Raw genomic sequence first — 20,483 nt, 5'->3', positions numbered from 1 at the left:
TCCGATACACATTATAGTGTTCACGCATAACACATCTGCATGGACGATATTTTCGTCGCGAGACTGATGTCTACGTCCCTTCACACGGTCAGCCCCGATACGCTGGTCGAAGAGGCGGGACAACGGATGCTCGAGAACGAAATCGGCTCGGTCGTCGTCGTCGACGAACAGAACCAGCTCGAGGGTATTCTCACCTCGACGGACTTCATCACGATCGTCGCCGAGAGCTATCCCAAAGCCGAGACCGAAGTCTCGCGCTATATGACGACGGACGTCATCACGGCGTCGGCACAGGACAGTATACGAGAAGTTGCGGACGTGATGGTCGAGCACGGCTTCCACCACGTTCCGGTGGTAAACGGCGACGAAGGCGTCATCGGAATCATCACGACTTCGGACCTCACGGCCTATCTTTCCCACGTCGAGACGCCGAGTCCCGGCGGAGCGGAGTAGCGGCACCAGCCGAAGGTACAGGACCTGACACCGCCGAGACGAGTGGCGCTTCCAACTGCCGTTCAACGCGGTTTCTCTTCACCACCGTCGACGGTCAATGATGACGATCGTACGTTCCTAGTTGCTACGCGACTGTGTTTGTCGAATCAAAACGGTCTCTCGGGTGGCAAGAATTACCGCCGTTTGCCGAACGAACTGGCTTTCTCGAGAGGTCCGCTCCACAGAGACCATATTCTATTTTACTGTGGGAGACAATACCAATAGCCACGAAAAACATCATGAACGTACTCCTATTCGGCGCGAGCGGACGAATCGGACGGCGAATAACGGACGAACTCACGGAGCGCGGTCACGAGGTAACCGGCGTCTCTCGAAGCGGCGAGATCGAAGGGGTCGATGATCCAAACGTCGAAGCGGTTGCCGGCGACGCGACCGACGCGGACGACGTCGCCGACCTCGCCGCGGGACACGATGCGGTCGCATCGGCGCTCGGCCCCGCAGAAAACGAGGAAGTCGACGTCCTCCCCCAAATGGCGGATGCCCTCATCACAGGAGTTGGGCGAACGGACGTCGACCGCCTCGTCTGGACCGGCGGCGCGGGCGGACTGAGCGTCGGCCCGGACACGAAACTCATCGAGACCGACGAGTTTCCGGACGGTCTCGTTCCCCTCGCACAGGCACACATCGACGCCCTCGAGGAGATTCGCGACGCCGACGTCCTCGAGTGGTCGTACGTCGCGCCGGCGGCCCGGATCGAACCCGGCAAGCGGACCGGCGAGTACCGAACCGCCGAGGGACAGCTCGTGGCCACCGACGACGGCGAGAGTCACATCTCGATGGAGGACTTCGCCGTCGCGTTCGTCGACGAACTCGAAAGCGGCAATGCGATCCACACGCAACTCGGCGTCGGATACTGACGGCCGATCGGATCCGATCGCGGCTTCCGGTTCGAGAGCGCCCTTCGAGAAAATTGTGGAAGTGATCAACCGGGAGGAGCAAGCCAAACACGTCGAAGAAGTTCGGTGTTCGGGTTCAGTCGTCGCCGTCGCCACTCCCGCCGCCGATCGTTTCGTGTTTGTGTAACAGCGCCATCCGTTCGCGGAGGTCCTCTCCGTTCTTTTCGGCCGCTCGGATGCGGTAGACGTACAGCCCCGTAACGAGGGCGATCCACGAGAACACGAAGACGAGCGCGGAGGGCGCGCTGGCGGCGACCAGCACCATAAATATCCCGGAGGCGACGACGTTCCCGACCGCGACGACCTTGAGCACCGGCATCGGGAGTTTGTAAAACGAGTACTCGTAGCGTTGCGGGAACACCTTCGGGAGGTTCCAGAGCGCGACGCCACTGATCATGAAGGCGATGAAGATACCCGTCACCGTCACCGTGACCAGCCAGTCGAGGATATCGACGGCGAGAACCCCGTCGAGAGCTCCAGTAAAGGGGGCGACGAGCAACGGCGGGAGCCCGAGCAAGAGGAGCGCTCGGTGCGGCGTGTTGAACTCGTCGTGGATCCCCGCGAAGAACTCCGGAACGACATCGTCTCGAGCCGCGCGCATAATCGTCCGAGAGTAGGAGGTCAACAGGGTGTTGACCGTCGTGGCGGCCGCGACGAGCGCGCCGAAGGCGATGAAGGCGATCGCCCATCCCGGAAGGACCCCCTCGCTAACCGCCGCAAGCCCGCCGTCGACGGCCTCTCCGTCCTGGGCGACCTGCTCCCACGGAACGGCCCCCACGAGCGCGACGATGACGCCGATGGTCAACACGGCGACGAGGGTCATGCCGACCGCGAGCACTCGGGGGATGTTCTTCGCCGGCTCCTCGATCTCCTCGCCGATTTCGATGATCATCGCGAACCCCTGGAAGGGAATGTACAGCGTGACGATGGCGAGGAAGAACGGACCGAGGCCCTCGGCGAACGGTTCGCCCTCGCCGGCGGGGAACAGCGGCGTGAAGTTCGCGGTGTCCATCGAGGAGAAGCCGCCGACGATGAAGGTGATCATCGCGGCGATCAAGACGCAGACGAGTCCGATCTGGATCTTCGCGGCCATCTGGATACCCACGTAGTTGAGCGCCAGAAACGCCGTGAGCAGGAGCCAGACGGCGACGACGACGGGCGTCTCGATAAAGACGGGCAAGTACTCAGCGAAGCCAAGTGCCGCGAACAGGAGGTACGACCAGACGGCCATCACAGGAACCGCGATTCCCAGAAACCCCCAGTACGGACCGACAAGTCTCGAGGCGTAGACGTAGGTCCCGCCGGCGACCGGAATCGACCCCCCGAGCTGTAAGAGTAACAACACCCCGAGGATCATCGGGATAACGGACGCGAGAATTGCGAGCGTGATCGACGGCCCCGCGGAGGCCGCCATCTGCGTCGGTACGATAAAAATACTCATCCCCACCGCCGTTCCGATCAGCAACGCGACTGCTGCGATCGGCCCCACCTGTTCGTTGATCAATTTGTAGTCCTCAGCGGGCATCAACCATCACGATAGTGTATGACACCCAATGCACCTTCAATGTATCTCCCGTGACAAATTGTTACCAGAGTAATGTAAATGGAATAGATACACCATCTTCGTTAATATATCTATATTTGTGTTAACCGCCGTTAATCAGGCACCGATGGTCCGCCATAGCTCGAACCCATGTGGTAAGCTTTATCGTGCACAATGATAATGTAACACACGACCATGGATCTCTATCCAGGGGTAACGAAAGTAACGGGTGTCTGTGGGAACTGTGGCGACGACCTGGTGATGTTTCTCTCACCGTACGCCGGGATTCTGGAAAACGGAGCCAACGAGTGCAGCGACTGCGAGAGCACCGACTTCCAGCGCGCAGTGTGAGCGCGGGAGTCGGGTGCATCCGTGCGGAGTCGCCATAAGAATGGAGTCGCCGTAAGGACGGAGTCGACATCGCAGTCACTCCTGACCGGGTCATCACCGAGTACTAGCCGCTCGAGTAGGCCGGAGCGAAGCCGACGAGTTGATTCGAGGACGTCCTTCGAGCGGTTCGACTCGAGCGTGCCAAACAGTTATCAGGCCGAACTCAGATATCGGAGTGTGAACGCTCGAGACGCGCTCCTGGGCGACCGCTCGCCGCGTATCCGGGCGGGAGTGCTCGCGCTCGCACTCCCGATCCTCGCTTCGGTAGCGTTCTTGCTCGAGTACGACCTCGTCCTCGGATTCTGGCCCCTGTCTCTGGCGCTAGGAATCGCCCTCTACGCGGGGTTGGCCCGCGCCGGCATCCTCGCGGGCCTCGGTGCCGTTTTCCTCGCGATCCTCTGGCGATTCGTGGTTCCGCCGCTCGTCGGCTACCTCCGGTGGTCGATGGACACCCGCTACACGCCGCCCCGACTGCTCGCCTACAAACTCGATCCGCCCGGCGAACTGCAGGAGGGGCTTACCCACGGCCCCCTGTACGCGCTCGCTGGCGCGCTCGTTCTGGGTGGCCTCGCGTACCTCATCGGTGTCGGTGTGCGGAAAGTCGCTGAACGCACATCCTAACGGCCCACTCTCGTTTCCCGCCACTGCATGCCTAGTCCGCTCAGTTGAGTAGGTAGAATCGCGACCCGAACCTCGATCGATCCAGCAGCGGAATCGACGACGCGCGCCAAGGCCTCCGGATCGACCTCGTCGGCGAGTCGGTACTCGTCTCGAGCGATCCCATGAGACTCGAGCGTCTCGACGATTTCGGCGGTGATCGAGGGACTCGAGATGCTCACCGGAAATCACCGCCAATGTGGTGTGACTCGAGGGGAGATGGGTCCTCGAGTAGTTGGAAAGAAACAGCGTTGTCTCCGACTGCGATCGAACGCCAGCCGGGAACAGCACACGAAAATCGAGGCACTCACGCCGAACCGAAAGCACTCTCGAAAAGAAAGACGTATCCAGACGTTAGTCCTCTGATACCAGTCCGACCCGGTTCCCCTCAGAATCCGTAATAACCGCGTAGTGGCCCCCCATCTCGGGGATCGATTCTTTCGGAATGAGAGTCTCGCCACCGTTCGATTCGACTCGAGCGACTACGTCGTCCAGATCGCCGTCGACGGTCAGATAGATCACGAGTCCGTCGTCCATCGGGTGATAACCGATCGTATCGCCACTTTCTGTCGTATACTCGTCGGCTTCGACGATCATGCCACCGACTTCTCCGTCCTCGGTATCGAACATGCCAGCCCGTCCGGCGGGGTCGTCGTCCTCGGGCGAGTGAACCTCGATATCGCGCTCGAGAACGATCGAATAAAAGTCGACTGCCCTGTCGAAGTCGGTACTGGGGAGTTCGAACCAATTGAGTGCGTGCGTCATATTGTGAATTTCCGTGGAGGGGTATTTCCCCGAGGATTCTACGCGGTCTGACACCGTATAGGGGCGAGTCTGCAGGCGAAAGGTAGACGAAAGGAGGTCGCTCGAGAGAGACTGCGAACAATCGATTGGAACTACCGTTCGTCGAAACGCCAAAATCGGAAACGGAACCCGTCCCCTCGAGAATAACCCCTTCCCCACCGTCCACTCCCCCATGGCACAGACGACACCGTGTGAAGCAGAAACGCTCCAAAACGAACTCCGTCGGTACCTAACTCAGTGCAATCGAGCGGGCGATACCGAACGAATCGCCCAGGAGCTCGCGAGAAAACACAGCGTCGGCTACCGGGTCATCGGCTTCCGACGCCGCGGAAACGAGGTGTTGCTCCACGAAAAACGCACGTCTGCGACCGGCAACGAACTCGCCATCCACGAGGTCTGCGTCGACGGCCGGCTCCCCAAAATCGGCACCGTCTGGACGGGCCGCGACCTCAAGGACTGGCTCGCTCACCACCGGTACTACCTCGAGTGGATCCATCCCGATCTCGCGGCCGATCAGCGGTCGGTCGGCGGTCATCGGGAGCCCACAGAGACGACCGTCGGCTCGCGTTTCTGACTCAGTTCGAAATCGCGACGCAGCCATCCCTGAGTTAATTCGAACCGCTGACTCAGTCCAGATCGATCTGCTCCCAGCCCTCCGCCTCGAGCTTCCGCCTGACCGGATCCGGTAACTGTCCATCCTCGTCGGTCACGAACGCGGCCGCGTCCGTCTTTGCGTCGAGGTGATCGTCGTCGAGCACCTGAAACGACCAGATGCTCCCGCCTCGCTTTATCTGTACGATCCGCTCACCGTCGCTCGAGAACTCCTGATATTCGGTCGCCATCTGCTACTCGAGTGGTGGAGCCGATGCGAACTTATAGCTTGCAGTATGCTCATCGCACCCTGCTCCGTTCGCGTATTTTCGGCTGGCCCACTCCGGCGGGAGCAACCAGAAACGCGACACCATCTCTCGGAATAGGGTTCAATACGTCTTCTCTCTATTAGGCACCACACAGCACCACTTCCGAATTGAAGCGGATAGGCGAAACGGTACAATATAGCGAGGTTATTCGAGTTCATGGTATACCGATGCGCAAAACAGTTTAATAACGATCGAATTCGCTGGGATTGAGCAAACCGAAGGTTTGTGATGTTCAGCGAGTCCATGACTGAACGAGCGAAAGCAACGTGAAGGAAATGGACTCACCTAGAGTAGATCAATGCCCTCTCTCGTCCCGTTCCCGACTGTCAGATTGGAAAGTGAGAACTATAGTGAGCTATCCGTACGCACGCTATCTACAGGAATCTCTTGCCCACGTGCAGCCTTTCGAAGCGCGCTATCTTCAGTTACCAAGGTGAGATCATTACGCTCTGTGGTTGCAAGATACGCCGCGTCATAGAACGTGAGTCCGTTTGATTGGGCGAGGTCCATCGTTGTAGAGAGTTTTTCGTTAATTACAGTCTCGAGTTGAGCCTCTGTACCAAGTCGTGAGAGAATAGTAACAGCGTCTTCTAATTCAGAATCAGTTAGATTATCGTGATCAAGGCCGGTTTTCCAAAGTGCATTCGCCGCCTCGTACATCGTCAAGTCGAGCATATACTCATCGAACAAGATACTAACGTCTACATCGGCTCCGTGTTCACCAATGATAATTTCTACCACTGAGCTTGCGTCAAAGAGATATTCAGACATTAGTTCTCTTGACGGGTTTCACGAACTGCTTCAACAATCTCGTCAGTTTCAACACCGTCACCTACCTTCTCTCGAAGGGAATCTACATCCTGTCTAAGTTTCTCGCGCCGGCGCTCGGTGATTTCCTCCTTGAGCGCGTTACGGATAACCTCGCTAACGTTGATATCTTCCTTTTCGAGTTCTTCCTTCATGTCATCAGGGATCTTTGCTGATACGGTAGTCATACGTGCGAGTATTACGAGACAGTATTACTAAAAAGTTTCTGGAGAATTAATAAGGCCGTCTCGAGCAGATTGTTCTAGAACGGACCGTCGCAACCAGTGACCGCCAGGGAGCCGTGAGTGAACCAATCCCCGAAGGCAACCACCGCAGGGAGCAAAGAAACGGAGCCACACCCCCTTCCGGAAAAGTAAAGTTCAGAATAGTGACGTGTTATTGTAGCTACCCCCGGACGGAAGCCATGACGAAGCGAAGAACGACTCAACTCAAGCGGAGAACGTCACTGGAGAGTCTCACCTATGGGCGATTTTGTACTTAAAGAAGTGTGTGGAATCGTCCGCCGTGTTGGGATTGTTGACGAGGCAAAAGCCGAGTGGACTCGCCGGGATTGAGCAAACCCGAAGGGTTTGCGATGTTCGGCGAGTCTATTGACTGAACGAGCGAAAGCGATGTGAAGGAAATGGACTCAACGGGAGACGAAGTCTCCCGAGCCTTCGCTCGCGTTGCTCACGAAGACGCTGGGATTTGAACCCAGAGGAAGACGGTCGCTCGCTTCGCTCGCGCTACGACTTCCAGGGCTTCAAATCCCAGCTTCGACAACGATGTGCGCCGCTCGCGGATTTGCTCGCGGCGCAAAATAGTGGACTCGCTGGGATTTGAACCCAGGGCCTCTTCCTTGCGAAGGAAGCGATCTACCACTGATCTACGAGCCCTCGAGCAAACCTAACTCAGGTTTCTATTTGAGGCTTGTGTTTCGGGGACGCCTCGAAACGAAAGCCCGAGAGCAACCGACCTCGAGCGGGTCGTCCAAGGTGTGATTATATCGTGGGCTGATCCCGCCGCGTCGACGAACCGGTTCGTAACACTCGAGCGCGGCCGGCAAGCAAGCCGACCAGGAATCCGGTGAAGTGTGCGATCAACGCGACGCCCGGAGCAAGCGTCGTCAGCGTAACGATCACGGCGAGCGCGAAGAAGACGAGGTAGGTCACCCACCTCGGCACCTCGATCACCGATGCGAACCCGCTCGAGACCCGATTGCCGGCGATGAGATAGCCCAGTAGCGCGAAGACGGCACCGCTCGCACCGAGCACACCCGGAGCCGATCCGCCGATCCCCGAAATCGACATGATCCCGGACATCACCAGAATCTGTGAGACGCCCGCGATAGCGCCGGTCACGAGGAAAAAGGCATGAAATCGGAGCCTGGTCGTCGCTCGAGCGATCGGCCAGCCGAAGAGCACGAGCGCGATCGAGTTCGATACTAGATGCCCGATCCCGTTGTGGGCGTAGACGCTCGTCACGATCGTCCACGGATCGTTCGATATCGGCGTCGAGAGAACGAACAGTCCGCTCATCATACCGACGAGTTCCGTCACGAACTGCGCGACGAGAACGAGAAGAAAGACGACTACCAACTCGAGGATTGGACTTCCGTTCCCGGAGCGAGTCGACATACCTGTACTCGGACGGGGAAATACAAAAGTGTGCACTCCGTACGCGGCTCGAATCGATAGTGAAAAACGCGACCGCGATCGGCTTCGAACTTAGTCTTCGAGGACGATCTCGATCGAAACGTCGTTTGGCACCTGAATGCGCATGAGCTGACGGAGTGCGCGTTCGTCGGCGTCCAGATCGATCAGGCGCTTGTGGACGCGCATCTCCCAGTGCTCCCACGTCGCAGTCCCTTCGCCGTCTGGGGACTTCCGGGTTGGGATTTCGAGGGTTTTCGTTGGCAGTGGAATCGGTCCACTGAGGTTGACGCCGGTGTTGTTCGCAATCTCGCGGACGTCGTCACAGATGTCGTCGAGGTCTTCTGGACTCGTGCCCGCGAGTCGAACGCGTGCCTGTTGCATCTATATTACTTCTCGTCGACCTCGAGGACCTTTCCTGCCGCGATGGTCTGACCCATGTCGCGGATGGCGAAGCTCCCGAGTTCTGGGATTTCGCTCGATGGCTCGATGCTGAGTGGCTTTTGTGGTCGGATCGTGACCACGGCAGCGTCACCCGACTGGATGAAGTCTGGGTTCTCCTCGGCGACTTCGCCCGAGGCTGGGTCCATCTTCTTGTCGATGGATTCGATCGTACACGCGACCTGTGCGGTGTGTGCGTGGAAGACCGGAGTGTAACCCGCCGTGATGACGGATGGGTGTTGCATGACGACGACCTGTGCCTGGAACGTCTCGGCGACGCTCGGTGGGTCGTCGGCTGGGCCACAGACGTCACCGCGGCGGATGTCGTCCTTGCCGATGCCGCGGACGTTGAATCCGACGTTGTCACCGGGGCCAGCTTCTGGCACTTCTTCGTGGTGCATTTCGATCGTCTTCACTTCGCCACCGACGTCCGATGGCTGGAAGGAGACGTTGTCGCCAATGTTCATGACACCGGTCTCGAGGCGTCCGACTGGGACGGTACCGATACCGGAGATGGTGTAGACGTCCTGAATTGGGAGTCGAAGCGGCGCATCCGTTGGCGGCTCGGACTCCGGCAGGTCGTTGAGGGTCTCGAGGAGGGAACGGCCGTCGTACCACGACGTGTTGTCGGAGGTCTCGGCGATGTTGTCGCCTTCGAAGGCCGAAATCGGGATGAACGAGTCGTCGTCGACCTGGAAGTTAACCTGATCGAGGAGCTGGTTGACTTCTTCGACGACGTCGTTGTAGTCGTCCTCGGAGTAGTCGACGATGTCCATCTTGTTGACACCGACGATCAGTTTCTCGATACCGAGCGTTCGCGACAGGAAGACGTGCTCCTGAGTCTGTGGAGCGACGCCGTCGTCTGCCGCGACGACGAGAACTGCGTGGTCTGCCTGGGACGCGCCGGTGATCATGTTCTTGACGAAGTCCCGGTGGCCAGGTGTATCGACGATCGTGAAGTAATACTGTTCGGTGTCGAACTCCTGGTGTGCGATGTCGATGGTGACACCACGTTCTCGCTCTTCGGCGAGGTTGTCCATGACGTAGGCGAACTCGAAGCCACCCTTGCCTTTCTCTTCTGCTTCTTCGCGGTGCTGTTCGATGACGTGCTCGGGTACGCTCCCCGTCTCGTAGAGGAGTCGCCCCACGAGCGTACTCTTCCCGTGGTCAACGTGGCCGATGATGGCCAAGTTCTGGTGTGGTTTGTCTTCGCTCATTGTTGTAGCTCACGCGCAAGGCGCTTATATCGGTCTCTTTTGGCAGTAGCGGTTAAAACCATTTCGAAAGTGTATTCGAACGAGCCCGGTCACGTCTGTCGGTTTGCGCAACGTTCACACGAACAAAGGTGTCGGCGAAACCCCTTGAAGCAACCATCGGCGTTCGCCAGTCCATCGAACTCGCGTCCGGCAATCCCCGTGGTTCCCAGAATATCGATGAACCCCGTGGAACAACCAGTATCGGACCAATCAGCGTTTTCCGAACCTGAAACTCCGAATCTCGTTTTATATCGTCCGCCACCGTTCAAACAAGTGAAGGGTCTCAGAAAACGAACTGAGTCCCCCGCTATCCGAACGAAAACCAAGTCCCGCTCTCCGAACGAACCCCCCTCACCCGTACACGAGTCCGCGAAATCCAATGTTCGAACTCCTCCACCCGCCATCGACGTTCACCGATGGATCGATCGCGCTTCTCGGCCTTCCCCTCCTGTTCGTGATCTTTATCCTGAAGGGGGCGTTCATCGGGAAGGTGTTTCCGACGAGCGTCTTCCTTCCGGGGTACGTGATCGCCAGCGGAGCGACGTATCTCCAGATCGGGATCATCACCGTCGTCGTCTCCATCGGGTACATGGTCGGCCAGTTTGCGATTTTCGTCGGGAGCAGACGCTACGGGCCGCTGTTCGTCACTCGAGTCCCCTATACGACGCTCGAGCCAGAATCCACGCAGTTCGAGCGCTTCGACGAGTGGTTCGACAGGTACGGCGGCCCGTCGATTTTCGTGACGAACTTCATCCCCTGGATTCGGGGACTGCTCACCATCCCGGCCGGCGCGAGCTCGTATTCGACGACCAGGTATACGGTCCATATGGGGACGTCGACGCTGCTCTATCACGTTCTGTACGTCGGGGTTGCACTCGCCGGGCTCCACGTCGTGTCCTGAACGAAGCGAAGTTCCAAGCGGAGTCGAACTGTTAACGCGAAAAAAGAACCAACTGCTTCCGACTACAGTTCCGGCAGTCGGCCGACATCCGAGAGCACGGCCGTCGCCGTCTCCGGACCGCCCGCGCCACGACCGCTCGAGGCCAGCGAGCCCGCGTGTCGCGTCTCGATTTCGACGATGTTCTGCGTTCCCGTCACCGCGAGCGCGCCGTGTTCGGGGACCAATCGCGGGCCGACGCGAACGCCGTCGCGGGTCGCTTCGCCGATGAGTCGGATCGTCCGGCCGTCTTCTGCGGCAAGTTGGAGCGCGCTTCCGGGAATGTTTTCGATCCCGTCGACGGTGGCGTCCTCGAGGGAGAAGCCGCCGTCGTTCAGGACGTTCGCGAGGATGACGAATTTGAGCGCCGCATCGGTGCCGTCGACGTCGAACGACGGGTCGGCTTCGGCGACGCCCAGATCCTGTGCTTCCGTGAGCACGTGCTCGTAGTCCAGTCCTTCCGCGGCCATCCGAGTGAGGATGAAGTTCGCGGTACCGTTGAGGACGCCCCGAACGGCCGTGACTGCTTCGGGCGTACAGTCCTCGATGGTCGAGAGGACGGGAATCGCGCCGCCGACCGTCGCTTCGAATCGGATCGAAGCGGCGCTCGCGGCGACGAGGTCCTGCAGTTCTTCGTACCGCTCGGCGACGGGGCCTTTGTTCGCCAGGACGACGTGGCGGTCGGCTTCTAATGCGCGTTTCGTGTGCGTAAAGCCGGGCTCTGCATCGCCGAGCGTCGTCGGTGTGACCTCGACGAGGACGTCGTAGTCGGTCTCGAAGACGGCGTCCGGGTCGTGATCGCCGACGGGATTACCGCCGGCCTTGCGCTCGAGGGCGTTCTCAACGTCGATTCCGCCATCGTCGATCGCCGCGGTACTTGAATCCGCGAGGGCGACGACCTCGTGGCCGTACTCGCCCGCGAGGTTGACGACGGACGTGCCGACGGAGCCGGAACCTAACACGGCGAGTCGCATCAGGCGTCACCTCCGGGGAGCGGTTCGACGACAGTGAGATCCTTTTTTGCGCCAATAGATCGGATCGTCTCGAGCACCTCGTCGGCTCGGCCGGTGTCGATCGCGAGTCGCAGGCGGGCGCTGGCGGTGCCTTTCGTGCCGTCAGGGGCGGCCAGCGAGAGGTCGAGGACGACGGCGTTCGCTTCGGTTTCGATCGCGGAGAGCGTATCCGAGAGATCGGTGTCGACGACGTGGCCGACGAGGACGACAGAAACCTCGCCGCCGTAGCGTTCGGCACCGGCCTGGATGACGTTGACGCCGCCCTGGCGGAGCGATTCGACGACGTCTTCGAACCGGTCCGGCGGGCACTCGAGGTCGACTTCGACGGGGATGTGTCCGCGCGGGGTGATGTTCCCGCGCTCGTGATGTATACTTAGGAGATTGCCGCCGTTTTTCGAAATCGGCTCGAGCGCGCGAAGCAACTCGCCGGGTTCGTCGACGAGCTCGAGGCGGACGGTGTAGGCACGAAGGCCGCCGTCGGCGCTCGGTTCGGCGGACGTTACCCCGTCTACTGTGCTGGATCCCGTGTCGTCGGGGACGGACGAATCACCCATCGTCGGTACCTCCCCGAAGGCGTCTACACGTCGTCATAGTCAGTATCTGAGTAATGGGCGGGTAAAAACGTATAGTCGTTCCCAAAACTGTCCGGCCTCGCTAACGCCTACCATACATTGCCCGAGGGCTGGCCGACTGTCGACGTATCCTACCGTTGTGTCCCGGCAGGACGGGAGTCCCAGCGGGATGAGAAAACCAGATGCAAATCCAGAAACGGTATCCCGAACACGCGATGCGGTCCGAGTTCGGCTAACTACTCTACCTACAGATGGTCCCTGCCAGCCACCTACAAAGAGGCCTTGCCAGCTACCTACAGATGGTCCCTGCCAGCCACCTACAAAGAGGCCTTGCCAGCTACCTACAGATGGTCCCTGCCAGCCACCTACAAAGAGGCCTTGCCAGCTACCTACAGATGGTCCTTGCCGGGGTTGGACGACCCCCAATCACCGCGACCGCCTTCGGTTCGGTCGATTCCCATGATCGATTCGGCCTGATCGGGGCCGCCGAGTTGGTCCCGAGCGTCGGGGACCCGAACGGTGATCTCCTCGATTTCGTCCCATTTGAGGAGTTCCGCTTCGATGTTTCCCGTCGTCACGTCGCTCACCGAGCAGCCGCTACAGCCGCCGCCGAGTTCGATGATCACTTCGCCGGTGTCCGGATCCGCCGTCCGAACTGCGCTCGTTCCCCCGTGCATCTGGATGATCGGCATCTCCCGGGCGAGCCACTTTTCGACGCGCTCGTGGAGCGACGATTCCTCCTGGGATTCACTCATTGGTCCCACTAGTGTCTCAAGGAAAGAATACGTTCCGCTGCGTCCGAACGATTGTGAAGGTTTAGAGGGCTGATTCGTTCGAGCCGTCGATCGGACGAACGGTGGTCGATTCGACGGTCACTCTCGTCGGAATCGACGGTCACTCGTCGTCCGAACCGAAGACGCCCGAGTCGGTCAGCGACGGCGGATCGGCCTGTTCACCCGACTCGATCGGGAACGTGTACAGCCTGCTCTCCGGTCCGTCCGTGTTCGTGTAGGCGGTACTGCTCGCGACGAACGACTCGCCGGGCTCGAGCACGCGAGCCGTCCAGAAGGAGCCGTTTGTCGGTTCGCGCCACCAGGCGAGCTCTTCCGGGGACTCGAGATCGGAGAGGTCGTAGATCTTCACGCCGCCTTCGTACCACGACGAGTAGAGCTCTCCGTCCCGCAACTCGAAGTTGTGTGAGGTCGTCCACGGTTCGCCGTTGTACGACTCGTCGTACCCCTCCGGGGCGTCGATCGTCGATCGGTAGACCGGATCGGACGGGTCGCTCAGATCGTAGATATCGATGCCGCCCGCGCCGTCCGCCCCCTCGTGGTTGGTCTCCCAGCTCTCGCGGCCGATCGCGAGTATCTCGCCGGTGTCGTCAACAGCGGAGTAGTGATCGTTGCCCGGCAGACCGAGCTGGGCGTCCCGGATCTCCGACCGGGTGTCGTACTCGAGTTGGTCCTCGAGGTCGGTTTCGCGGAGCCGCGAGACGAACTGCGGGTCGGCAGGGTCGCTCACGTCGAGCAGGAACGTTCCCGCGTTCCAGTAGGCGAGCACCGCGAGGTCGTCGCGGACGTACACGTCGTGGAGATAGCGGAGGATCCAGTCGACGCCAGCCCACTCGGGTTCGTGCTCGAGTAAGGACCACCGACCGATCTCCTCGATGTCGCCCCCCGAGATGTCGAAGACGATGAGCGGGTTCGTCGGCGCGTCGGCGATGTTGTCGTCGGTACCATCGTCAGCAAGCGTCGAACCGCCGCCAGCACTCGAGTTGTCGGCGCGAACGTAGTTCGCGACCACGTAAAGCAAGTCACCGTCGACGAAGCAGTTGTGTATGTGATAGCCCGTTTCGTACGGTTCGGCCGCGAGGACCGGCTCCGCGGGGTCGCTCACGTCGTACACTAAAAACCCGTGAAAGACATCCCCCATCCCCTCGTTGGCCGGGCCGGGAACCACGAGTCGCTCGTCACCGACTTTCACGTCGAGGATGTCCAGAAACGGTTCGCCCTCGAACGCGCCCGCGTTCTCGTCCTCGAGGAGGTTCTTCAGCTCGGCCAGCACCGTCAGCTCCTCCGGATCGGTCACGTCGACAGTCGCGAACCCGTCGACGCTGGCTACGTAGGCGGTCTCGCCGTCGTCGCCGACCACGGCTTCGGCGGCCCCCTTGAGCGAGGTACTGTTGAGGGGCTCGTAGAGGGGGTCGGACACGTCTTCGGGTCCGGTGTCGAACAGACAGCCGGCGACCGAGAAGGACAATCCCGCACCACCGGTCGCCTGCAGGACGGCTCGTCGTCGCATACTGGAAAACCGGGCGCGGCGACCAATAATGCACCGCCTCACGAACGCGATCACCACCTCGCGAGTACGGCAACCGCCCTGCGAACGTCCGACGGCTCCTTCGAGTTCGCTCGCGCTCTTCTCAATCGCTCTCGAAGCGACGTCGGTCGCCGGTTCCGCCGGTCAGCGCGCTCGCGATGGCACCTTCGACGACGACGTCGTCGCCGTGATCGGTTACGCGAATCTCGGGAACGTTCGTCATCACCATCTCCGAGACGCGTTCCCGGATCGGGTCGACGACGAGTTCCTCGTTGTGCAACGCGACGGCACCGCCGAAGGAAACGAGGAGGGGTGCAAACGAGTGGATGATGTTGGTCACGCCCATGGCGTTCCAGTGGGCGAGTTGCTCGATCGTGTAGTCGGCCAATTCGTCCTCGCCGGCCAGGTCGAAGACATCTTTCGCGGTAAAATCGGGGTCCTCGAGCGGGAGGTCGGTCGAAATCGTCGGGTCGTCTTCGGCGAGCAGTCGGGTGTAGTCCGGGATCCCGTTCCCCGAACAGTAGGCTTCCCAGTGGCCGTCCCGGCCGCAACCGCAGGTGAGTCGCTCCCGCGGATCGACGACGCAGTGGCCGATCTCACCGACGTTGCCGTCCCACCCGGTGAGTACTTTCCCGTCGCAACAGACGCCAGCCCCGATACCCGAGGAGAGCGTGACGTAGACCATGTCGTCCGGATTTCGGTCTGCGTGAAAGCGCTCGCCGATGACCCCCGCGGCTGTATCGTTGTGGAGGTGGACCTCGTCGGTCTCGAGGAGTTTCGAGATCGGACCCGTCAGCGGAATCCGGTCGATTGTATCAGGGAGGTTCGCCGGATCGATGACGGCCCCCTCGGCAAGATCGAACGGCCCGATCGAACCGATTCCCGCGGCGACGACCTGTTCCGGGCCGATGCCGGCCTCGTCACACGCGTTTCGTATCGTCGCCAGGACGCCTTCGGTGACATCAATCCCGGTCGGACCGTGTGGCGTCGCGTTCCGACTCCGACCGATGATCGTCCCGTCGTCCGTAGCGACGACCGCACGCACGTTCGTCGCGCCGAGATCGACGCCCGCGTAGTAGACCATTCCTATCGTATTGACGACCGCGGCGTTACTTAAGTTGCCAGTTTACTCGAATTGGAGTTAACATATACCACAGTGTTCGGGTGAGCAAGTCCCAATTCGGAGCCGATTATCGGCTCGGGAGACGGAGAACGGGTCTCCGCTTGAACGCGGCCAGAACAGACCCTCCGCGGCAACGGGCGGCTACGCGGTCGTGAACCGATCAGTCTTCGCCGCGGACGAACGTGACGGGAGCCGGCGACGACAGCAGGATATCCTGTGCAGTCGAGCCGAACACCGCCTTGCCGGCCGGCGATCGTTTCCGTCCGCCGACGACGACCCGATCCGCGTCGACGGCCTCCGCAAGATCGACGATCGTCTCACCGTGGTCGCCGACGGCACCGCGGACATCGTACGCGACGTCGTGGTCGTCGAGCACGTCCTCGAGATCCCGAATCGTCGCGTGGTGGTTCGCGACGTCGTCCGCGTCGAAATCCTCTCGAGCCTGATCGAAGTCGAGACGGCTACAGACTTCCTCGTACTCGTCCTGCGTGAAGACGTGTGCGAGAACGACGGTCGCGTCCGCCGGAGCGGCGACGTCGACGACTGTCTGTGCGAGCGCATCGATTCGGTCGGAGTCGGTCGGGCCGACGGCCAGTAAAATTGTATCGAGCGACATACAACCGAAAACTCACTCTACCCGCTTAAACGTTAACTGACTATCGAGTACTGAAGGTCGCGAACATCGGACACGGTGCAATACTTCTAACCCCGCGGCAGACGGAGAGCGTGTATGAACGGACCCGACCTCACGGACCAGGTCGTCCTCGTCACCGGCAGCGGACGAGGGGTGGGACGAGAACTTCTGCTGGCAACGGCCGAACGCGGTGCGAAAACCGCGGTTCACTACCACACGAGCGCCGACGAGGCTCGAGCGGTCGCCGCCACCGCCGACGAACGCGGCGCGGCCGACTCGATGACGGTGCAGGGAGACGTCACCGATCCCGACTCCGTCGACGGGCTCGTCTCGGCCGTCGAATCCGAACTCGGCTCCGTCGACGTGCTCGTGAACAACGTCGGCGACTTCGCCCCGTCACACTGGGAAGATATCGACCTCGAGACGTGGAACCGGGTGCTCGAGACGAACCTCAACGGCACCGCCCTCTGTTCGAAGCGGGTCCTCCCCGACATGCGCGAGGCGAGCTACGGCCGGATCGTCAACGTGGGCTACGCCTCGAGCGACCGGGCGATGGTCAATCCCAAAAACTTCCCGTATTTCGTCGCCAAAACCGGCGTCCTCCAGTTCACGCGGATGCTCGCCGCGGACACGCAGGACGACGGGATCACCGTCAACGCCATCTCGCCATACGTCGTTGAAAACTCCGAGGAGTTCCCCGAGGAGTTGCCTCGAGGGCGGCCGGCGAGCTTCGAGGATCTGATCCGACCGCTGTACTTCTTCCTCGATCCCGACAACGAGTACGTGAGCGGCGAGAACGTCGAGGTCGACGGCGGCTGGCTGCCCGAGCAGGTGTAGTCGTGCGAGACGCCGCGGTTCGTCGTTAGCGATTCGACCGGATCGGGCTCGAGGTCTCCGGGAGCAATCAATAGAGACGTGGCGGAGAAATCGTTCGTTCGCGGGGCGAACGCGCCTATCGCGACGATTTCGCCGAACGACGAGTCAGGTGAACCGTTCAAGTCGCTTCAGCAGTTACTCCCCGGTAGTATCGACCACGAAATGACGTCCTCACACTCTCCATCGATTCCGGACGACACGTACGAAGAACTGATCGAAGCCACAGTCGCCGCGCTGTACAAAAAGGGGTACGCTAATCTAGGGGTTCGAGATATCGACGCCGAGTTCAGCAAAAGTCGGCAGCTCATCAACCACTATTTCGACGGGAAAGACGAGCTGATAACGGAGCTCCTGTTGTACCTCCTCGAGTTCGACGAAGAGCCGCTCGAACCGTCGGACGACGATCCGGTTGCAAAATTGAACGAAGATATCGACAATATACTGCTCGGGTCGAACATGAACGACGACGAATTTTGGATGTTCATGACCGTAATCTACGATATCCAATCTCAGGCCCACCACAACCCGGATCATCAAGAGCTCATCAACCAGATATCCGACGAATACATCGATCACTTGAGCGAGATTATACGGGGCGGAATCGATCGGGGCGTCTTTACCGACGTCGATCCCGTGCGAATAGCGAGAATTATCGACGGTCTGATCACCGGCGCACACATCAGAAAGATCAATCTGGGCCAGGACGAAGCACCCGCGGAAACTCGAGAGACGATCGACGAAATCCTGATTTCGCGAGTGTTGCTGGACTCGGCGGAGTGACCGGGCCGACGTTCGTTTCTGCTTATCTCATTTCGAGCTACGAGTGGAGAACGCTACCAGAGCAATCGGTGCCCGCTCCGTGGAACGAGACGGATACATCTCGAGAACGAGAGGCCAACTCGAGGCGAAAACGGCGGCCTCGAGGTGATTGTGGGCGAGATATTCAGGTATCCGAGAAGGATTCGAGGGAAGTAGCAACCTATTTGCCGATCGGAAAACTAACGGTGGGGTATGCGGGCTATCCACACAAAATCACTCGCTCGAGAGTTCGGGAGCATAACGGCGGTCGAATCCCTGGATCTGGAGGTCCACGAGGGGGAAGTTTACGGCTTCCTCGGGCCGAACGGGGCCGGAAAGTCGACGACCATCAACATGCTCCTCGGGTTCACGCCGCCGTCGTCGGGATCCGGAACGGTACTCGGGCACGACATCGTAGACGAGTCGCTCGCCGTCCGGCAATCGATCGGCGTGCTTCCCGAAGATTTCGGGATGTACGAGCGCCTAACCGCTCGAAAACACGTCCAGTTCGCCGTCGACACGAAAGGAGCCGACGACGATCCCGACGCCCTTCTCGAGCGCGTCGGGCTCGCCGACGCGGCCGACCGAAAAGCCGGCGGCTTCTCCACCGGGATGAAACAGCGCGTTGCACTCGCGATGGCGCTGGTCGGCGATCCCGATCTGCTCGTCCTCGACGAGCCGTCCTCCGGGCTCGATCCCAACGGTGCCCGGGAGATGCGCGAGATCATCCGATCGGAGAACGAACGCGGAACGACGGTCTTCTTCTCGAGTCACATCATGGAACAGGTCGAGGCAATCTGTGATCGCGTGGGGATCATGCGCGACGGACGGCTCGTCGCCGAAGACACCATCGATGCACTCAAAGATCAGTTCGCGTCCGATTCACGACTGATCGTTACCGTCGACGCCGTCGAGAACGGCGTTGTTCCCGCGCTCGAGGCGTTGGAGGGCGTCTCGGACGTGTTCGTCGACGGAACGACGATCTCCGCCGCGCTGACCGACTCGAGGCGGAAAGCACCGGTCATCAACACCGTCGAAGAGACCGGGGCCATCGTAACGGATATCACGAGCGAGGAGCCCTCGCTCGAGGACCTGTTCGCGGCGTTTACGAACGGTTCCAACTCACCGACCGATAGCCCGCCGCGCGACCAGACCGTCGTTGCCAAGGAGGAAAGCAGCGCATGAGCTGGGTCCACGTCGCCCGCAAGGACTTCGAGGACGCGATTCGATCGATGATGCTCTGGGCGCTGTCCATCCTGATGATTCTGACCGTTGCGGGGATCTCAGCGATACCGCACCTCCTCTACACCTCCGGCGAGGGACCTGCTCCCGGGTTCGACGAGGCGATGAGCTTCATGTTCACGTGGATGACGCTGATGATCTCGGTTATCGGACTCGTCGTCGGCTACCAGGCGATCGTCAAAGAGCGAGAGTCCGGAAGCATTCGATTCCTTCTCGGGCTTCCGAACACCCGCCGAGACGTCGTCATCGGGAAGGTTCTGGGACGGGCCGCCGTCGTTGCCGTCCCGACAGCTATCGGCTTTCTCGTCGGCGCGGTCGTGATCGCCGCCCTCTACGACGGCTTCGGCGTCGCAGACTATGTCGGACTTTTCGCCTTCTCGATCCTCATGGGGCTCGTGTACGTTTCGGTGGCGGTCGGCGTCTCCGCGGCCGTCAGTACGCGTGCGAAGGCCGTCGCCGGGGTCCTCGGTATCTACGTCGTCTTCGATTGGATCTGGTGGGCCGTTCCGATGGGGATCTACTGGCTCCTCGAGCGCGAGCTTCCGGGTGCCACCGACCTTCCCGCGTGGTACCTTCTGATCGAACGGTTCGGCGTTTGGGAACCCCTGGCCGCGATTTCGAGCTCGATCGTCGACATCGCCGGCGTCGAGACGGTTCCGATGGCCGATCGAATCGCTGGCGACGTCCCGTTTTACCTCGAGGCCTGGTTCGCCTGGGTGTTCGTCGCGGCGTGGATCATCGTCCCGCTCGGCATCGGCTACTACCGATTCAATCGAGCGGTATTGAGCTAACCCCCCAAAGCCAAAACATGCACTTCACGATTACACCGTCAAATCGTCCCGGACCGAACGCAGGACTCGAGCGGGAACGAGCGAAGAGCGAGAACGGTAAAGGACGAGAACAGCCGAGAGCGGAAACAGCCCGTCGAGCCGTTCCGAGGCCTGCTCACGGATCCGAACGACTCGTCGCAGAGCCGATATCGAACGAAGGTGAATCGAGATGACGGATTCGCGTCACGTCCGAACGGATGGTTCCGGCGGAGATCGACCGCACGATGACTCCGGTCGTCGTATCTCGCTATTCTGGCGAA

General features: G+C 60.4%; 25 protein-coding genes and 1 tRNA gene. 10 read left to right on the top strand and 16 right to left on the bottom strand.

Features of this window, described 5'->3' with window-relative positions:
* Window positions 1–39: 39 nt before the first annotated feature.
* Both ACYQ14_RS12160 and ACYQ14_RS12155 read left to right on the top strand, forming a co-directional pair.
* Window positions 40–453 carry a CBS domain-containing protein gene (locus ACYQ14_RS12160; protein WP_283835939.1) on the top strand — a complete coding sequence of 138 codons (414 nt, stop codon included), beginning with the start codon at window positions 40–42 and terminating at the stop codon, window positions 451–453.
* A 278-nt stretch (window positions 454–731) separates the two neighbouring features.
* A complete protein-coding gene (locus tag ACYQ14_RS12155) occupies window positions 732–1,370 on the top strand; it encodes an NAD(P)-dependent oxidoreductase (protein ID WP_459888572.1) in 639 nt (212 codons plus the stop codon).
* Window positions 1,371–1,485: 115 nt separating this feature from the next.
* On the opposite strand, the gene ACYQ14_RS12150 is transcribed toward ACYQ14_RS12155, so the two are convergent.
* Window positions 1,486–2,934: an APC family permease gene (locus tag ACYQ14_RS12150; protein ID WP_459888569.1), complete on the bottom strand. Its 1,449-nt coding sequence runs from the start codon at window positions 2,932–2,934 to the stop codon at window positions 1,486–1,488.
* A 213-nt stretch (window positions 2,935–3,147) separates the two neighbouring features.
* On the opposite strand from ACYQ14_RS12150, the gene ACYQ14_RS12145 reads away from it, so the two are divergent.
* Window positions 3,148–3,303: a hypothetical protein gene (locus ACYQ14_RS12145; protein ID WP_283835934.1), complete on the top strand. Its 156-nt coding sequence runs from the start codon at window positions 3,148–3,150 to the stop codon at window positions 3,301–3,303.
* Between the two features lie 216 nt (window positions 3,304–3,519).
* On the top strand, window positions 3,520–3,963 hold the full coding sequence (locus ACYQ14_RS12140; protein ID WP_459888566.1) for a hypothetical protein: 444 nt from the start codon (window positions 3,520–3,522) through the stop codon (window positions 3,961–3,963).
* On the opposite strand, the gene ACYQ14_RS12135 is transcribed toward ACYQ14_RS12140, so the two are convergent.
* On the bottom strand, window positions 3,960–4,181 hold the full coding sequence (locus tag ACYQ14_RS12135) for a hypothetical protein (RefSeq protein WP_459888563.1): 222 nt from the start codon (window positions 4,179–4,181) through the stop codon (window positions 3,960–3,962). The two genes, ACYQ14_RS12140 and ACYQ14_RS12135, sit on opposite strands and share 4 nt — an antisense overlap.
* A gap of 172 nt (window positions 4,182–4,353) precedes the next feature.
* A complete protein-coding gene (locus ACYQ14_RS12130; protein ID WP_459888560.1) occupies window positions 4,354–4,764 on the bottom strand; it encodes a VOC family protein in 411 nt (136 codons plus the stop codon).
* Window positions 4,765–4,975: 211 nt separating this feature from the next.
* Between ACYQ14_RS12130 and ACYQ14_RS12125 the strand changes: the two genes are divergently transcribed.
* On the top strand, window positions 4,976–5,377 hold the full coding sequence (locus ACYQ14_RS12125) for a hypothetical protein (RefSeq protein ID WP_459888557.1): 402 nt from the start codon (window positions 4,976–4,978) through the stop codon (window positions 5,375–5,377).
* A 52-nt stretch (window positions 5,378–5,429) separates the two neighbouring features.
* On the opposite strand, the gene ACYQ14_RS12120 is transcribed toward ACYQ14_RS12125, so the two are convergent.
* The 7 genes from ACYQ14_RS12120 to tuf all read right to left on the bottom strand — a co-directional run bounded on the left by ACYQ14_RS12120 (window position 5,430) and on the right by tuf (window position 9,840).
* On the bottom strand, window positions 5,430–5,645 hold the full coding sequence (locus ACYQ14_RS12120; RefSeq protein ID WP_459888554.1) for a hypothetical protein: 216 nt from the start codon (window positions 5,643–5,645) through the stop codon (window positions 5,430–5,432).
* A 423-nt stretch (window positions 5,646–6,068) separates the two neighbouring features.
* Window positions 6,069–6,494 carry a type II toxin-antitoxin system VapC family toxin gene (locus ACYQ14_RS12115; RefSeq protein WP_459888551.1) on the bottom strand — a complete coding sequence of 142 codons (426 nt, stop codon included), beginning with the start codon at window positions 6,492–6,494 and terminating at the stop codon, window positions 6,069–6,071.
* Window positions 6,494–6,718, bottom strand: a complete 225-nt coding sequence (locus ACYQ14_RS12110) for a hypothetical protein (RefSeq protein WP_459888548.1) — start codon at window positions 6,716–6,718, stop codon at window positions 6,494–6,496. Before ACYQ14_RS12110 ends, ACYQ14_RS12115 begins: the two co-directional genes overlap by 1 nt.
* A 636-nt stretch (window positions 6,719–7,354) precedes the next feature.
* Window positions 7,355–7,426 (bottom strand) — tRNA-Ala (locus tag ACYQ14_RS12105).
* A 105-nt stretch (window positions 7,427–7,531) separates the two neighbouring features.
* Entirely contained in the window at window positions 7,532–8,167 is a 636-nt protein-coding gene (locus ACYQ14_RS12100; protein WP_459888546.1) for a rhomboid family intramembrane serine protease, read from the bottom strand.
* A 90-nt stretch (window positions 8,168–8,257) separates the two neighbouring features.
* Window positions 8,258–8,566 (bottom strand): 30S ribosomal protein S10, encoded by a 309-nt coding sequence (gene rpsJ / locus ACYQ14_RS12095; RefSeq protein WP_049953579.1) that lies wholly within the window; start codon window positions 8,564–8,566, stop codon window positions 8,258–8,260.
* A 5-nt stretch (window positions 8,567–8,571) separates the two neighbouring features.
* A complete protein-coding gene (gene tuf, locus ACYQ14_RS12090) occupies window positions 8,572–9,840 on the bottom strand; it encodes a translation elongation factor EF-1 subunit alpha (RefSeq protein ID WP_459888543.1) in 1,269 nt (422 codons plus the stop codon).
* A gap of 418 nt (window positions 9,841–10,258) precedes the next feature.
* Between tuf and ACYQ14_RS12085 the strand changes: the two genes are divergently transcribed.
* Window positions 10,259–10,780: a DedA family protein gene (locus tag ACYQ14_RS12085; protein WP_459888540.1), complete on the top strand. Its 522-nt coding sequence runs from the start codon at window positions 10,259–10,261 to the stop codon at window positions 10,778–10,780.
* A gap of 62 nt (window positions 10,781–10,842) precedes the next feature.
* On the opposite strand, the gene ACYQ14_RS12080 is transcribed toward ACYQ14_RS12085, so the two are convergent.
* The 6 genes from ACYQ14_RS12080 to ACYQ14_RS12055 all read right to left on the bottom strand — a co-directional run bounded on the left by ACYQ14_RS12080 (window position 10,843) and on the right by ACYQ14_RS12055 (window position 16,459).
* Window positions 10,843–11,790: a homoserine dehydrogenase gene (locus ACYQ14_RS12080; protein WP_459888538.1), complete on the bottom strand. Its 948-nt coding sequence runs from the start codon at window positions 11,788–11,790 to the stop codon at window positions 10,843–10,845.
* Complete coding sequence (locus ACYQ14_RS12075; protein ID WP_459888536.1) at window positions 11,790–12,383, bottom strand: amino acid-binding protein; 594 nt, start codon at window positions 12,381–12,383, stop codon at window positions 11,790–11,792. Before ACYQ14_RS12075 ends, ACYQ14_RS12080 begins: the two co-directional genes overlap by 1 nt.
* 407 nt (window positions 12,384–12,790) lie before the next feature.
* Window positions 12,791–13,156 carry a NifU family protein gene (locus tag ACYQ14_RS12070; RefSeq protein WP_459888534.1) on the bottom strand — a complete coding sequence of 122 codons (366 nt, stop codon included), beginning with the start codon at window positions 13,154–13,156 and terminating at the stop codon, window positions 12,791–12,793.
* 139 nt (window positions 13,157–13,295) lie between these two features.
* Window positions 13,296–14,702, bottom strand: a complete 1,407-nt coding sequence (locus tag ACYQ14_RS12065) for an LVIVD repeat-containing protein (RefSeq protein ID WP_459888531.1) — start codon at window positions 14,700–14,702, stop codon at window positions 13,296–13,298.
* A gap of 121 nt (window positions 14,703–14,823) precedes the next feature.
* The gene (locus ACYQ14_RS12060; RefSeq protein ID WP_459888529.1) at window positions 14,824–15,804 is read right to left on the bottom strand and encodes an ROK family protein; all 981 of its coding nucleotides are present in this window, start codon (window positions 15,802–15,804) and stop codon (window positions 14,824–14,826) included.
* A gap of 199 nt (window positions 15,805–16,003) precedes the next feature.
* Window positions 16,004–16,459: a universal stress protein gene (locus ACYQ14_RS12055; RefSeq protein WP_459888526.1), complete on the bottom strand. Its 456-nt coding sequence runs from the start codon at window positions 16,457–16,459 to the stop codon at window positions 16,004–16,006.
* A 114-nt stretch (window positions 16,460–16,573) separates the two neighbouring features.
* Here ACYQ14_RS12055 and ACYQ14_RS12050 point away from each other — a divergent pair, with 114 nt between their 5' ends.
* The 4 genes from ACYQ14_RS12050 (at window position 16,574) to ACYQ14_RS12035 (ending at window position 20,184) form a co-directional block, all read left to right on the top strand.
* Window positions 16,574–17,314, top strand: coding sequence for an SDR family NAD(P)-dependent oxidoreductase (locus tag ACYQ14_RS12050; protein WP_459888524.1), 741 nt, complete (start codon window positions 16,574–16,576; stop codon window positions 17,312–17,314).
* Window positions 17,315–17,392: 78 nt separating this feature from the next.
* A complete protein-coding gene (locus tag ACYQ14_RS12045) occupies window positions 17,393–18,133 on the top strand; it encodes a TetR/AcrR family transcriptional regulator (RefSeq protein WP_459888522.1) in 741 nt (246 codons plus the stop codon).
* 231 nt (window positions 18,134–18,364) lie between these two features.
* The gene (locus ACYQ14_RS12040; RefSeq protein WP_459888519.1) at window positions 18,365–19,336 is read left to right on the top strand and encodes an ABC transporter ATP-binding protein; all 972 of its coding nucleotides are present in this window, start codon (window positions 18,365–18,367) and stop codon (window positions 19,334–19,336) included.
* The gene (locus ACYQ14_RS12035; protein WP_459888517.1) at window positions 19,333–20,184 is read left to right on the top strand and encodes an ABC transporter permease; all 852 of its coding nucleotides are present in this window, start codon (window positions 19,333–19,335) and stop codon (window positions 20,182–20,184) included. Before ACYQ14_RS12040 ends, ACYQ14_RS12035 begins: the two co-directional genes overlap by 4 nt.
* The last annotated feature ends 299 nt before the right edge of the window (window positions 20,185–20,483 follow it).

The organism is Halostagnicola bangensis (genome assembly GCF_054653435.1).
The sequence above is the reverse complement of the archived record's forward strand: the minus strand, read 5'-3'. Positions and strand labels throughout refer to the sequence as shown.

Bases quoted from the DNA above. Each gene is read 5' to 3' on its own strand.
- ACYQ14_RS12160 (WP_283835939.1), top strand. From the start codon at position 40: ATGGACGATATTTTCGTCGCGAGACTGATGTCTACGTCCCTTCACACG.
- ACYQ14_RS12155 (WP_459888572.1), top strand. From the start codon at position 732: ATGAACGTACTCCTATTCGGCGCGAGCGGACGAATCGGACGGCGAATA.
- ACYQ14_RS12150 (WP_459888569.1), bottom strand. From the start codon at position 2,934: ATGCCCGCTGAGGACTACAAATTGATCAACGAACAGGTGGGGCCGATC.
- ACYQ14_RS12145 (WP_283835934.1), top strand. From the start codon at position 3,148: ATGGATCTCTATCCAGGGGTAACGAAAGTAACGGGTGTCTGTGGGAAC.
- ACYQ14_RS12130 (WP_459888560.1), bottom strand. From the start codon at position 4,764: ATGACGCACGCACTCAATTGGTTCGAACTCCCCAGTACCGACTTCGAC.
- ACYQ14_RS12125 (WP_459888557.1), top strand. From the start codon at position 4,976: ATGGCACAGACGACACCGTGTGAAGCAGAAACGCTCCAAAACGAACTC.
- ACYQ14_RS12120 (WP_459888554.1), bottom strand. From the start codon at position 5,645: ATGGCGACCGAATATCAGGAGTTCTCGAGCGACGGTGAGCGGATCGTA.
- ACYQ14_RS12115 (WP_459888551.1), bottom strand. From the start codon at position 6,494: ATGTCTGAATATCTCTTTGACGCAAGCTCAGTGGTAGAAATTATCATT.
- ACYQ14_RS12110 (WP_459888548.1), bottom strand. From the start codon at position 6,718: ATGACTACCGTATCAGCAAAGATCCCTGATGACATGAAGGAAGAACTC.
- ACYQ14_RS12100 (WP_459888546.1), bottom strand. From the start codon at position 8,167: ATGTCGACTCGCTCCGGGAACGGAAGTCCAATCCTCGAGTTGGTAGTC.
- rpsJ (WP_049953579.1), bottom strand. From the start codon at position 8,566: ATGCAACAGGCACGCGTTCGACTCGCGGGCACGAGTCCAGAAGACCTC.
- tuf (WP_459888543.1), bottom strand. From the start codon at position 9,840: ATGAGCGAAGACAAACCACACCAGAACTTGGCCATCATCGGCCACGTT.
- ACYQ14_RS12085 (WP_459888540.1), top strand. From the start codon at position 10,259: ATGTTCGAACTCCTCCACCCGCCATCGACGTTCACCGATGGATCGATC.
- ACYQ14_RS12080 (WP_459888538.1), bottom strand. From the start codon at position 11,790: ATGCGACTCGCCGTGTTAGGTTCCGGCTCCGTCGGCACGTCCGTCGTC.
- ACYQ14_RS12075 (WP_459888536.1), bottom strand. From the start codon at position 12,383: ATGGGTGATTCGTCCGTCCCCGACGACACGGGATCCAGCACAGTAGAC.
- ACYQ14_RS12070 (WP_459888534.1), bottom strand. From the start codon at position 13,156: ATGAGTGAATCCCAGGAGGAATCGTCGCTCCACGAGCGCGTCGAAAAG.
- ACYQ14_RS12065 (WP_459888531.1), bottom strand. From the start codon at position 14,702: ATGCGACGACGAGCCGTCCTGCAGGCGACCGGTGGTGCGGGATTGTCC.
- ACYQ14_RS12060 (WP_459888529.1), bottom strand. From the start codon at position 15,804: ATGGTCTACTACGCGGGCGTCGATCTCGGCGCGACGAACGTGCGTGCG.
- ACYQ14_RS12055 (WP_459888526.1), bottom strand. From the start codon at position 16,459: ATGTCGCTCGATACAATTTTACTGGCCGTCGGCCCGACCGACTCCGAC.
- ACYQ14_RS12050 (WP_459888524.1), top strand. From the start codon at position 16,574: ATGAACGGACCCGACCTCACGGACCAGGTCGTCCTCGTCACCGGCAGC.
- ACYQ14_RS12040 (WP_459888519.1), top strand. From the start codon at position 18,365: ATGCGGGCTATCCACACAAAATCACTCGCTCGAGAGTTCGGGAGCATA.
- ACYQ14_RS12035 (WP_459888517.1), top strand. From the start codon at position 19,333: ATGAGCTGGGTCCACGTCGCCCGCAAGGACTTCGAGGACGCGATTCGA.